The sequence below is a fragment of the Streptomyces toyocaensis genome (assembly GCF_000725125.1).
Lineage (GTDB): Bacteria > Actinomycetota > Actinomycetes > Streptomycetales > Streptomycetaceae > Streptomyces > Streptomyces toyocaensis.
The window spans coordinates 1-12,300 of record NZ_JFCB01000043.1; the positions used below are offsets into that span (position 1 = coordinate 1).

A 12,300-nucleotide genomic window follows, 5' to 3' on the forward strand; every position below is an offset into this window, starting at 1 on the left:
GTTCCGGCCCCGCCATGAGCCTCATGACGCCCGAGACGGTCCTCCCCGCCGACGCGGGGGTGTTCCGCCAGTAGGTAGGAGAGGCGGTGCGCTGCTCGCGTCCTCCCCGCCGACGCGGGGGTGTTCCGGCGGACTCGTGACCGGGCAGTTCGGTCCCTGCGTCCTCCCCGCCGACGCGGGGGTGTTCCGCGCCTCAGCGCCGGGCGCGGTATGCGGGTGCGGTCCTCCCCGCCGACGCGGGGGTGTTCCGGCGATCAGCCGGAGCAGCGCGGCCACGTGTATGTCCTCCCCGCCGACGCGGGGGTGTTCCGACGTTTGCGGTGTTCGTCTCCACGCCGCCCAGGTCCTCCCCGCCGACGCGGGGGTGTTCCGACGGTGATTCCCTCATTGCGCTGGGCCTCACCGTCCTCCCCGCCGACGCGGGGTGTTCCGCGGTCCAGGTCCCACGACGTCGGGTCGAAGCCGTCCTCCCCGCCGACGGGGGGGTGTTCCGTCGCCGCCCTTGTCGGCGCCCTTCTGGAACCCGTCATCCCCGCCGACGCGGGGGTGTTCCGGCCCGCACGGAGTGGGAGCGGGCCTGGCGGCAGTCCTCCCCGCCGACGCGGGGGTGTTCCGCTCGGCGACGCCCTCACCGACACCCCGGCCTGGTCCTCCCCGCCGACGCGGGGGTGTTCCGGACCACTGCTACGGGCTCGTCCGCGCCACCAGCGTCCTCCCCGCCGACGCGGGGCTGTTCCAACCTTCCGGGAAGGTCGTTGCCGAGAACACCAGTCCTCCCTACCGACGCGGGGTGTTCCGGCGCGCGAGATGATAGAAGGCGTGTTGTCCGGGTCCTACCTGCCGACGGGGGTGCTCCGTTCGCCATGCGCGAGAACGTGGTGCTGGAGGTGTCCTCCCCGCCGACGTGGGGGTGTTCCGCGGATCCGCTCCGAGGGCCGCCTGCGCGTCACGTCCTCCCCGCCCACGCGGGGGTGTTCCACCCTGTTTCCGGATCCCGTGCCCAGACCCGGTGTCCTCCTCGCCGACGTGGGAGTGTTCCACGCAGGTCGATCGCGGACAGTTCGGTGGCGAGGTCCTCCCCGCCGACGCGGGGGTGTTCCGTAGTCCCCGGTGATGATGTTCGGTCCCGGGCGGTCCTCCCCGCCGACGTGGGGGTGTTCCGACCTTCGCCAGCTCGGCGGCACCACTGCCGTGGTCCTCCCGCCGACGCGGGGGTGTTCCGCACGTATTCTCTGTCGTCGCTGCGGTCATTCTGTCCTCCCCGCCGACGCGGGGGTGTTCCGTGGTCTGTCGTGGAGGCCGATGATGTGAAGCAGGTCCTCCCCGCCGACGCGGGGATGTTCCGGCTGGGGGTCCACCAGGCCCTGCGAGGGGTTCGTCCTCCCCGCCGACGCGTGGGTGTTCCGCGGAGGAGCACCGGCTCCCGCCGCTGTGCTGGGTCCTCTCCGCTGACGCGGGGGTGTTCCGGCGGCGACCTGTTCGGGGGTGCTCGTGATGCCGTCCTCCCCGCCGACGCGGGGGTGTTCCGGAGATGACTATGTGTTCCGTCTGAACGTCCCCGCCCACCTCGCCTCCTACGCCGGCCTCGCTCCCGCCACCCGCAGCTCGGGCTCCTCGATCCACGGCGAACAACCCTCCCGCCGCGGAAACAAGCAGCTCAAACGGGCCTTCTTCCTCTCCGCGTTCGCCGCCCTGGCCGACCCGGCCTCCCGCACCTACTACGACAAGAAGATCAGCCAGGGCAAGCACCACACCCAAGCCCTCCTCTGCCTCGCCCGGCGCCGGGCCGACGTCCTCTTCGCCATGCTCCGCGACGGCACCTTTTACGAGCCGCAGCCAGCAGCGGTCACATGACCTACGGGCCGGCCAGCAGCAGCACACGGTCGGCCTCGACGCCGAAGCCTAAAACCGGGTGGAGCGGATCGGACTCCGGGCTCAGCAACACCGGCTTGCCGAGCCGACGCCCGATTACCCGCAGCAGACGACACAGCACATTCATGCCGTACTGCCCCTGCAACTCCCGCAGATCAACGTCAAAGTCGATCGAGCCAGTCTCATACGGACGAAAGATCACCAGGAATCCAGGAACCGGCCAGACCCTCAGCACCACGTCGGCGCCCTCACCACGGGCCAGCATCTCCGCAGCCCTCGGCAGCCGGGCCACAGCACCGTCCTCGGAGTACTCGCACGACCACCCCTGCGACCGAACGAGATCAAGCACCGCCTGCCAGTCCTCCACCGAGGTATCCGGGACACGGACGTCCGGCAGCGACCCCATCAACTCGGGAGCAAAGAAGCTCTTGACGTCATCCCATAGCAGGTCAGGCATCACGCCATGCTGCCTTGCCACTCACCGAAACGCAGCCCGATTCCCTTGACGAGACCCATAGGGGCACCCCCCCACACACACCACGACCCCGAGCCACAACCGGCCGATAGAGTCACAACCAGCGATCCCCGCACCGCCCGCACCTTGACTCAACAACACACCAAAACCACACCCGCCAACTGCCCCTTACGCACTACTCCGACAACACCGCCTCCCCGCCGACGCAGGGGGTGTTCCGGACGAGGGCGAGTTCTACACGTACAGGGACGGACCCTCCTCGCCGACGCAGGAGTGCTCCGCGGCGGTCAGTGCGGATCAAGGGAGGCGACCGGTCCTCCCCGCCGACGTGGGGGTGTTCCGGCGATCCAGTCGGCGACATGCTCGGCGTAGCCTCCTCCCCGCCGACGCGGGGTAATCCGCAGTCCGGGCGACGGCCCAGGTTCTTCCCGCCGTTCTCCCTGCCAACGCGGGGGTGTTCCGTAGTCGCGGTGGTTGTGCTCGCTCAGGCAGCGGTCCTCCCCACCGACGCGGGGGTGTTTCGCCGGTCCGCGAGCTCACTGTCCGCACCGTGGAGTCCTCCCCGCCGATGCGGGGGTGTTCCGGCCCTCGCGGCGTACCCTGTGCCGGTCGCCGTGTCCTCCCCGCCGACGCGGGGGTGTTCCGTACGCGGAGGACTGGGACCTTCTGCACTCCGTGTCCTCCCGCCGACGCGGGGGTGTTCCGGCGCACGACCCGACCACCGGCCGGGCCGTCGGGTCCTCCCCGCCGACGCAGGGGTGTTCCGAACTCTGCCTCAGCCTCGACCTGGTGGTGCGCGTCCTCCCCGCCGACGCGGGGGTATTCCGCAGCAGGCCGAGGCATTGGCGGAGGTGGCGCGGGCCCTTCCCGCTGGCGCGGGGTGTTCCGTCGAAGCGTTCGGGGACGAACTGCGGGCCCGGGTCCTCCCCGCCGACGCAGGGGTGTTCCGCTGCGGTACGGCCTGCCCGTCGCGTCGTCCATGTCCTCCCCGCCGACGCGGGGGTGTTCCGCCCGCTCCCGGAAGAAGTTGCGGCCTGGCTCGGTCCTCCCCACCGACGCGGGGGTGTTCCGGTGATCGGGGAGGCGCCGCCGGGGTACGTCGTATCCTCCCCGCCGACGCGGGGGTGTTCCGCAGGCCAAGGACGGGTGGATGACGCCCGCGCAGTCCTCCCCGCCGACGCGGGGGTGTTCCGGCGGCCGGGACCCTCGCGCCCTACATGTGGCGGTCCTCCCCGCCGACGCGGGGGTGTTCCGTCGACATAGGTGGACGTCACGTTGAGGGGCGGGGCCTCCCCGCCGACGCGGGGGTGTTCCGGAGATGTGACGTCATGGCGCTCTGTCCGACCTGTCCTCCCCGCCACCGCCGCGGTCTTCCGCCGGTACACGCTGAAGCCGGTGGGAGAGCCGTACGACTCCACCGTCGCCTACATCGAAGCCCACTACCTCGTCGACTGACGAACGCACGACGGCCCGGCAACCTGTGACGGTTGCCGGGCCCTCGCTCTGCTCGGGTCATACTCTCAGGGCCGCTTAGCTCCTCTACATAGGCTGCATGAGCCATCATGTGACGCACCTACCGTCACCTCGCAGCGGGGACATTGCGACGGGTAGAGCTGGTTTGCCAGTGATGCCACGACATGCCGCATGAGTTCTCGAGGGCAGTGATTGGGGCATCCGCCCCAATCACTGCCTAGATCACTGAGCCGCACCCGGAAAAGGACTCCGCAGAGAGCACAGCAGACAGTCCATGCAGCGGTAGCACTGCGGAACGGTTCCACCGCCTCAAGCTCATACTTCACGAGCTCCGCCTCAGCTTCGCGAGCTGCCAGCTTCCGGGCCGGGATGACAGCAGGTTCGTGCCGCTCCTCGGCCCGCTGAACCTTTTTCCAGGCGCGAACCCAGTCCCCCCACGAACGCTCGGGTACAGCGCAGGCGTGCAGGAGGGCCATCAGCTGTCGCTGGCTGGTGAGGAAGGACTGCCGGGTGAGTATGCGGTGGGCGGCAGAGCGGGACAGTGGTCCAAGCTCGGGCCGTTGCTCCACCCTGGCTTCCATAATGCGATAGCTGAACCCGCTGCGCTCACGCAGATCCAGCAGTGCCCTGCCCATATCCGCCCGGTCCGCGATCAAGTCAGGACGAGGCGCCTTCCCGGGTGTGATCGTCAATGCGCGTCGCCGGTCCCGCCTTCCTTCAGCTTCACGGGCTTTCTCCCACAACTCGCGTGCTTCGCCCTCACCGACGGCTACACCGCAGCCTTCCTCGTACGTCAGGACCACCTGCAGTGTGGGCAGGATGACCCCTCCTGAAGCACGCTGCAGGGTGGTGGCACCGATCTTGGTGCGGGTCGCCAGCGCAGCATTGGTGAGGCCGGCACGGGCCCGACACCAGCGGAGGTGCAACGCAAGCTTGCCAAGAGGGCTGCTCGGGCGAGGAACCGGATTCTCGGTACGCCCCATGTCACTTATCGCATCGACGACGACGGTGTCCCAGCGAGGCGGCGCAGCCCTGTGGCCACTGCCCCGGTGGCCAACTGCGTCAGCCCCACGGCCAGCAGTCCCGCGGCGGCCAGCCGGGACATCATTTCGTTGATCGGCATCCCGCCTTTCGTCAACATGGCGGCCACGACAACGACCACCACGATGACGAGCGCCTCCGCTCCGGCAAGACGGCGATGAGCAGGACTGCCGTGAGAGACGCACAGAGGTGCACGAACCTCCATAGGCATGAGGTAGCTCCTGACGTAATGCCACGGCCTTCGAGCCGTGGACTGGCTGGCTCCAACAACTGGTCCTATGCCACGGGCAGTTGACGCTGCGTCGCGACTGGACAGCATGGTGCCACTACAGAAGGTCGTCGACAGCCCATTCATGCAGGATTGTCTCGTCATCCGATTGGTCGAGGACTTACTTTTCTACGCACGTAGGTCGTGGGACGCCTTGTGTTCAAAGCAGGTGAGCGGCTCCACCTGGGGATACGCCGCGCCTGACCGGGCCGATGAAGCACTCGGCCACCACAGCGAACCACTTTCCTGCACCACGTCCCACTTCTGTTTGCCGCGGTGGGACCACCGCTGGCACGATTCCTTCAGTTCCGTACGTGACTGGCTCCAACAACCTTCCGCACGGATTTGGTCGCCCGTGTTGACGCACGGCCGATCCGACAGCCGGCTCCGACTCAGCGCGGAGCCGGCTGCTGATCTTGCTTGAATCCGCGCTCATCGTCCGGTTCTCCCAGGAGCCCGAACGCCGCCTGGCTTGCTGGCGCGTCTACTCCCACGCACCTGCGCCAGTCCTGCGGAGGGTCTGCGCCCAAGGCATCAGACAGGGCTTGTGATGCCGTCGCTGGTTGTCGTGGCCCGTACCTGTATAGACCCGTCTACGGAGCGGGGTGCCGTACAAGCCGGCGCAGGCGTGCTTCGACCTCGTACCGGTTGAGTCGCTTGGTGCGGGCGTAGTGCGTCACCGCGGCCTGCGTGGCTTCCGCGGCCTGGAGCCATACCTGGCGTTGGAGGTTCCGCTCGGAGTGGTCGTCGAGCTGTTGCAGCTTCAAGTGGGCGGCGTCGGCGGCCTGCTGAAGTGTGATCAGTTCGCTGGGCAGTCCCGTCGTGGTGTCGGTGGCCTGCGGGGTGTGGGCTTCGCGCTGTGTGAGGGCTGGAGGCGCCGTCTCGAGGGTCGGGGGTGTGGTCTCGGCGGCCGGGGCAGCAGGCTGTAGCGGCAGTGCGGTCAGGAGGGGACGGGTTGCCGGAAAGTCGTCCGGAGGGGGCGAGTCCTGCGCGGTGGGCGGGGCGGTGGCCGGCTGGCAGGTGGGGCGGTTGCGGCTGGCGCCGGTCGCGTGGGTGTCCTCGCGTTCGGGCGGCAGGCGGGTGTCGTCGCTGTCCAGATCCTCCAAGCGGTCGCGGTCGACGTTGGTCACCCAGTAGCGGTGCACCGTCTTCCCGGCACGGAACTGGATGGGCACGATGGTGCCGGCGGCGGTCTGGCGGACCATGTCGTCGAACAGGACGTCGCGAGGCTTGGCCGTGGCATGGGCCTTGCCGCAGCGCCGGACGCCGTGGGGGCAGGGGTAGAGAGCGCCGGTGTCGCAGTGCCAGAAGTCCAGAACACGGAAGCCGGAGACGATCCGCAGGTCACCGTTGCGGGCGATGACATGGGCGGGGAGGCGGTCGCTGCGGGTCCAGTGAGTGTCGTTGCGCTGGGCATAGGCGAGGCGGTCGGTGTGCCAGGCCGGAGTGATGCCGTTCTTGGCGGCCTTGCCCGCGCGGGCCCGTACGCCGCGCAGGCCGCGCTCGTCGATGGTGGAGAGCTGGACTTCCCAGCCGATGCGGCGGCCGTCGGCTCCTTCGATGAGGGTGTCGGTCTGGATCCAGGTGCGGCCCACCCGGGTGCGGACCTCGCTGTCGCCGCCGAAGCCGCCCTCCTGCGCGGCGCGCAGGATACGTTCCTGGTAGGCCTTGTGCTCATCGCTCATGGGGACGCTGTGGCGTTCTTCGTCCTCGCGACGTTCGTGGACGGCCTCGCGCCGGCCGCCGCGCATACGCAGGTGCATCGGGGCCTCGACGCCCATGTCGCGGCACACTCCCCCGCACTGCAGATCCCGCTCACTGACCGGCACACCGCGGCGCCCATAGAAGCGGTCCGTCGCATAGATCAGATCCCACAGCCCGGGGAACTCCGGATGGTCCAAGTCGTCCCGGGTCAGATCCAGAAGAATCCGGAAGTTCTTGTGCCAGACAACATTCGCCAACTCACACCGCCCTCACCATCGCAGGTCACTACTTCGACGGTAAGACCAGGCACTGACAATGCGGCAGGAGCCGGATCAGCCATCACAAAACCCGACAACCGGCCGTCCCCGGACGGGCGGCGCGGCGACCCCGAGGTGGGTCAACTGCTCGACCGGAGCCGACACCTCTTCAGCGACCACATACTGCGCCGACGCAAGTGGGAAGCCGGGGTGGACAGCCGAGACTGCACCGCGGTCCAGAACTCTGCTCAGCACTCGCCGCCAGGTGGCCCAGGTGACAACACACCTGCCTGCTCAGTCACGCTTCAGCACGCAGGGCGACGCGCTGCACCCCTACAAGTCGAATTGCACGCGCTCAACGCCGGTGAACTCCACTTCCAGGTCGACCGCGCGACCGCCGTCGCGGAAGTACACCTCGCCGAGGGCCTCTCCGGCGAGAGTGCGCAGCTGCTGTTCGCTGGCGTCGTGGGTGGCGAGAAGGCGTGCTCGAGGGCCCGAGGGGAAGTGGCGAATGCGGGCGTCGTCGGTGGTGCCGCGCCGCGGCTGTGAAGTCGAACCGGACGCAGGTGTGTCGACGACGAGTCCAGTGGCGGTGGCGGCTTGGCGGCGGGCGCGCTCGCGTAACGCGGCCTCCAAGCGCTGGGCGAGGTCGGCGCGGGGCCAGCGTCGAGTGGTCTGTGAGTAGCGGTCACAACTCGCTAACCCACCAATGCTGTTGAGACTAGAACTACAGGGGGGCGCGTTCACCTGGAACGCGTGCTTCCTGTGTGATGTTGGGCACGCAGCGTAAGGGAACTGGCACGCCGTACCCGACGTACCGTCAGGATGCTCCGCAGCTAGGGGCCTACGGAATCCGCAACGGACCGTCTGAGTGGGCCGACTGTCACCCCTTCATGGCACGGGGTGCCTATACCCCCTACAAGGGCCGAAGGATGACGCGACAGCGGATGCTGCGGCGCTCCGGTATCGTTCGGCCATCTGTCACCCCCAGGGGCTCGTGCATGTCGTGCCTCCCCGGGGAGTCCACGAAGGCCGTGGGTCTCTCCTGGGGACCTGCGAAATCCGCAGGCTCCACAGGAAGTGGGGTGATAGATCCTGATGGCAACGCAGCAACTGCCGGAGGGGCACTGCCGTTGTTGCAGCAAGCGGAGTCGGTCCCAACGGGCCGCCCGCTGGCTGGGGCCGGCCTACCGGATCGTGCGGGACTACTGGCCCTGGTAACGCGAAAAGCCCCGACCTAACGGTCGGGGCCGCGCTGCAGACGGTGCGCTGAGGAAGGCCTCATCCTGTGCTTTGGCCTGCCGGGGTGGGGCCTTCCGTCCATCCGAATGCGGTTACCGCCGCGTAAGGCAAGCAGATACGCGCATCTGTGGCGTTCCTCACACCCGGTCGCGGCGACTTCCCCATCCTGCCTCACATCGCGGTGATCGTGCGACTACTGGTCACATGTTGATCTGCGCGGATCGGACCTTTGATACGGGTAACACCCCAGCTTGAGCCTAGTTTGGAAGGCATTTCCCTACATAAGTGTGAGGCACATCACACCCCTGGATGGGTGAGTGTGGTGCGGCGACCACTGGTCGCATTGGGCGTTTTGCCAGGGGTTCGCTAGGGAGAGCAGGCCGGAATATCTGGCTCCGCCTGTGAGCGGAGGTACTTTACCGGCAAGGTCTGACAACGGGACATCCGTGACACGCGACAGCAGCCTACCGAGACAGTAGAGCAGGCCACTGACAGCGCCTCGAGGCCACCGGCCAGTGCAATCGACCGTACGCAGTAGCACCACAACCTCCGGCAACAACCGTGCCCACAACTCCAGGCAAGCGGCCAATGCCTGGCGGCGAGAGTTCTGCGCCCTGCTGCTGGCCGCGCCCCGGCGCGAAGAAGGAGGGTGGCCCCGGGCGTCCCGTTACAGGTCGAATTCCAATTGCTCGATGTCGGTGAACTCCACCGCAAGGCCCTGGGCGCGGCGCCCGCCGTCTTGGAAGTAGACCTCGCCGAGCGCCTGGCCTGCGAGGTCGCGCAGCTGCTGCTCGCTGGCTCCGGTGTCCTGGGCGTCGAACAGGCGGGCCGCGTACTGCGGCGGCAGGGCGAGGGTGATATGCCGCAGGCGGGCGTCGTCGGTGGTGCCGGGCGCCGCGGTGAAGCCGAACCGAGCGCGTACGTCGATGACGACGCCCGTGCTGGTGGCTGCCTGCTTGCGGGCCTGGGCGCGCACCCTCGGCTGCCAGCGTGCGCGTACGGCGTCCGCCAGGCGCTGGGCGAGGTCGGCGCGGGGCCGGCGGATCTGGTCTTTGACGTAGCGCTCCACGGTGCGCTGTGAGACGCCGAGCGCGTCGGCGACTGCGCGGGTGCCCTTGAGCTGCTTGACCAGGTAACGCATCTGCGCCCCGGCGCTCTTGGGGATGGGGCGGGTGAATGCCTGCTGCACGGCCCGGTTGAGGCCGTCGTCCACGATGCCCATGTGGGGCTCTCCGTTCTTGATCGGCTGTGTGGGCCGCTGTGGGGCGATCATGGGGGGAAGTTGTCCGGCCTGGGGCTGATCGCGCCGCACAGCGGCGCTCAGGCTGTTTCCTGCACCCTTGAGGCGCGTTGGGGGCGGGTCAGGTGCGGGCCATGTCGACGAACCGGGAGTAGTGCAGCTGGCTGGCAACGGTCACGCAAGCGGTAGGCCCGAACCGGTTCTTCTCGATGATCAGGTCGACCTCACCGGCGCGCGGGGACTCCTTGTCCTCCGCGTCGGGCCGCTCGACCTTGATGACCACCGATGCGTCGTTCTTGATGGCCCGTGACTCGCGCATGAGGCCGTCGACGTTGAGCTGGGACAGGGCAATGACGTGGCAGCCGAGCTGGACGGAGAGGTTCTTCAGGCCACGGGAGACGGCGGCGACGGCCTGCTCGCGGGTGATGTTGCGGGACTGCTCGGTCTCGACCAACTGCACGTAGTCCACGACCAGGAGGCCCAGGCCTTCGGCGCGGGCACTAGCCCGGGCGGCGGAGGCGATGTCGCCCAGGGATGCGCCGTCGGGCCGGTAGACCCGCAGCGGCAGCTTCTGGAACAGCTCAGGTCCCAGGGCGTGGATGGTCTCCCATCCTTCAGGGGTGAGGCCGCCCTGGTGGGTGAGGTGGTGCAGGGCGATCTTCCCCTCGGCAGCGGCGATCTTCTGCATCAGCTCGGTGCTGCTCATCTCCAGCGAGGAGAACATCACGGGGGCGCCCGTCTTGGCGGCGGCAACGGCCATGTTCAGTGCCAGCGTGGACTTGCCCACGCCGGACTGCGCGGCCACCACGGTCACGTTGCCCGGCTGCATGCCGGAGGTGAGGCTGTCGAGGTCGGCGAACCCGTACGTCAGGCCGGCCCGTCGCCCGTTCTGGATGTCTTCGGTCTCCGCGACGAAGTCGAGGTAGAGGTCACCGACCGCGGGCGGTGCTTCGCGCAGGCCCGGAGTGCCGGCGATGATGTCGGTGAGCTGCTGCTCGACCAGGGCGCGCACTTCGTCCTCGTCGCCGGCCTCGCTGAAGGCGTACTCGAGGATGCGGTTGGCCGACTCGATGACCGAGCGCCGGTAGGCCTTGGCGCGGACGATCTCGGCGTAGCGCGGGCCGTGCGCGGGGGTGGGCGGTGCCTGCACGCACACATGCAGGTAGGAGACGCCGCCGACCCGGGTCAGCTCCCCGCGTTCGGTCAGCGCATGGGCGACGGTAACCGGGTCCACCGGCTCGCCCGCCTGGTGCACCTCCAGGATCGCGTGGTGAATCGCCTGGTGGGCGGGCCGGTAGTACTCCTCAGCGACGAGACCTGTGTCCAGGATCTCGCCGAAGAACCGGTAGGAAGCGCTCTTCGGGCTGCCGGACAGCAGCAGCGATCCGAGGACCGACTGTTCGGCCTGGAGGTCCTGCGGCGGCACGCGGGTGAACGCGGCCGGCTGTTTGTCCTCGCGTGCGTCGAGGTCGTCACCGGGGATGTCGTGGCTCTGGGCGGGGATGCTGGTAGACACTGGATGTCTCCTGGTCGGTGAGAGTGGTCAGGGGATTTCGCGGGCCGCTCCCCTGCACGGGAGCGGCCCGCACTGCCGTCTGGTCAGGCAGGCACGGTCAGCGCGCAGTCCACGCAGCCCCTGCGGTAGCGCGCCGGGTGCTCCGGGCACCGCTCAGCGGTGGCGCCCTGGCCCCGGCTGGGACCGGTGACGATGGTGTAGCGCGGAAGATCCCTGATCCGCGTCGGAACCAGCGACGACGGCCGCTTGAAGCCTTCCGGATCCCGCGTGACCTCCCGCATCAGCAGCAGGGGCTCGACCTCGAAGATCGACGGCCAGCCCTGCTCAGCCATCGACCGCAGCAGCAGCGGCGCGTACTTGCGGGCCGACGCCGCGCCCATGTGATGCGGCGGGCGCAGCTTCTGCAAGAACGACTCCGCCGCGTGAAGGTCCTTCCCGGCGAAGCCCCCCTCCCCCTCCTCCCGCTGTGACGGAAGCGACCCCGAGGAGTCAGTGAGGGGGTAGGGGGAGGAGGTAGTTACCTCCTCCGGGGGGTGTGGGGGGGGCGAAGCGGATCGCGGGTTTTCCGCATTCCGGCTCTGACCAGGCGAAACGCGGGTTTCCGGATCGCGGGTTTTCCGCGATCCGGCGCCGGATCGCGGGTTTTCCGCATTCCGGCTCTGACCAGGCGAAACGCGGGTTTCCCGCGGTTCGGAGGGCTGGGAATCACGGGTTTCCCGCACTTCGCTGCTGACCTGCTGAGATGCCGCGATACCGAGATCGACGTACTGCTCGTTGTTCGCGGGGTTCCGGTAGACCCGAGTCACCCAGGTAGGGCGCTGGGTGGTGTTGTCGTAGACCGAGACACGGGCGAGGTGGCCGGCCTTCGTCAGGCGGGCCTGGATGGCGTTGTAGCGGTCCTTGCCCATCTTCCAGCCCTGCGCCTGGAGGTCCCGGCGGATGGCCTCCATGGTCGACGGCAGGCGAGGGTCACGAAGCAGTAGTTCCGCGAGGACGCCGATGTCCTCGGGCTGCAAGCCCGGCGTGCGTACCAGCTCGCGGCGCAGCACGACTTCCTCAGGCGGCTCCCAGCCGCGCTCGAGGAAGCTGGCGCCGAAGTCGTCGAGCGACTGTGGGCGGTGTGGGTTGTGCAAGGGGGTCATCTCCCCAGCTAGGGGAGCCGTGACCAGCGCATGTGACCTAAGCAGGAACCCGGAGTAGTGGCGTTGCGCT

General features: G+C 68.6%; 9 protein-coding genes, 1 pseudogene and 2 CRISPR repeat arrays. Of the genes and pseudogenes, 2 read left to right on the forward strand and 8 right to left on the reverse strand.

Annotated elements, in window-relative coordinates; all coding sequences use genetic code 11:
• The first annotated feature begins 38 nt into the window (after positions 1 to 38).
• Positions 39 to 373: direct repeats of the CRISPR family, unit length 29 nt; unit sequence GTCCTCCCCGCCGACGCGGGGGTGTTCCG.
• 91 nt (positions 374 to 464) lie between these two features.
• Positions 465 to 739: direct repeats of the CRISPR family, unit length 29 nt; unit sequence GTCCTCCCCGCCGACGCGGGGGTGTTCCG.
• 821 nt (positions 740 to 1,560) lie between these two features.
• Positions 1,561 to 1,854 (forward strand): annotated as a pseudogene (locus BU52_RS29760) (transposase); the annotation flags it as partial.
• A 1-nt stretch (position 1,855) separates the two neighbouring features.
• Here BU52_RS29760 and BU52_RS29765 read toward each other — a convergent pair.
• Entirely contained in the window at positions 1,856 to 2,329 is a 474-nt protein-coding gene (locus tag BU52_RS29765; protein WP_037940406.1) for a hypothetical protein, read from the reverse strand.
• A gap of 1,338 nt (positions 2,330 to 3,667) precedes the next feature.
• Here BU52_RS29765 and BU52_RS36895 point away from each other — a divergent pair.
• The gene (locus BU52_RS36895; protein ID WP_268747631.1) at positions 3,668 to 3,802 is read left to right on the forward strand and encodes a hypothetical protein; all 135 of its coding nucleotides are present in this window, start codon (positions 3,668 to 3,670) and stop codon (positions 3,800 to 3,802) included.
• A gap of 65 nt (positions 3,803 to 3,867) precedes the next feature.
• Here the strand turns inward: BU52_RS36895 and BU52_RS37200 are convergent, their stop codons facing one another.
• The 7 genes from BU52_RS37200 to BU52_RS29790 all read right to left on the reverse strand — a co-directional run bounded on the left by BU52_RS37200 (position 3,868) and on the right by BU52_RS29790 (position 12,230).
• A complete protein-coding gene (locus BU52_RS37200; RefSeq protein WP_078903513.1) occupies positions 3,868 to 4,803 on the reverse strand; it encodes a helix-turn-helix domain-containing protein in 936 nt (311 codons plus the stop codon).
• 5 nt (positions 4,804 to 4,808) lie between these two features.
• The gene (locus BU52_RS36900) at positions 4,809 to 4,943 is read right to left on the reverse strand and encodes a hypothetical protein (RefSeq protein ID WP_268747632.1); all 135 of its coding nucleotides are present in this window, start codon (positions 4,941 to 4,943) and stop codon (positions 4,809 to 4,811) included.
• Between the two features lie 779 nt (positions 4,944 to 5,722).
• On the reverse strand, positions 5,723 to 7,090 hold the full coding sequence (locus BU52_RS36605) for a hypothetical protein (RefSeq protein WP_235216455.1): 1,368 nt from the start codon (positions 7,088 to 7,090) through the stop codon (positions 5,723 to 5,725).
• A gap of 333 nt (positions 7,091 to 7,423) precedes the next feature.
• Positions 7,424 to 7,726 (reverse strand): hypothetical protein, encoded by a 303-nt coding sequence (locus tag BU52_RS35420; protein WP_051858705.1) that lies wholly within the window; start codon positions 7,724 to 7,726, stop codon positions 7,424 to 7,426.
• Positions 7,727 to 8,999: 1,273 nt separating this feature from the next.
• Positions 9,000 to 9,554, reverse strand: a complete 555-nt coding sequence (tpg, locus tag BU52_RS29780) for a telomere-protecting terminal protein Tpg (protein ID WP_037940335.1) — start codon at positions 9,552 to 9,554, stop codon at positions 9,000 to 9,002.
• Positions 9,555 to 9,693: 139 nt separating this feature from the next.
• Positions 9,694 to 11,088, reverse strand: a complete 1,395-nt coding sequence (locus tag BU52_RS29785; RefSeq protein WP_051858706.1) for a replicative DNA helicase — start codon at positions 11,086 to 11,088, stop codon at positions 9,694 to 9,696.
• A gap of 83 nt (positions 11,089 to 11,171) precedes the next feature.
• Positions 11,172 to 12,230, reverse strand: a complete 1,059-nt coding sequence (locus tag BU52_RS29790) for a hypothetical protein (protein ID WP_037940337.1) — start codon at positions 12,228 to 12,230, stop codon at positions 11,172 to 11,174.
• Positions 12,231 to 12,300 lie beyond the last annotated feature (70 nt).

Coding starts and splice junctions, on each gene's coding strand:
- BU52_RS29765 (WP_037940406.1), bottom strand. CDS start 2,329: ATGCCTGACCTGCTATGGGATGACGTCAAGAGCTTCTTTGCTCCCGAG.
- BU52_RS37200 (WP_078903513.1), bottom strand. CDS start 4,803: ATGGGGCGTACCGAGAATCCGGTTCCTCGCCCGAGCAGCCCTCTTGGC.
- BU52_RS36900 (WP_268747632.1), bottom strand. CDS start 4,943: ATGCCGATCAACGAAATGATGTCCCGGCTGGCCGCCGCGGGACTGCTG.
- tpg (WP_037940335.1), bottom strand. CDS start 9,554: ATGGGCATCGTGGACGACGGCCTCAACCGGGCCGTGCAGCAGGCATTC.
- BU52_RS29790 (WP_037940337.1), bottom strand. CDS start 12,230: ATGACCCCCTTGCACAACCCACACCGCCCACAGTCGCTCGACGACTTC.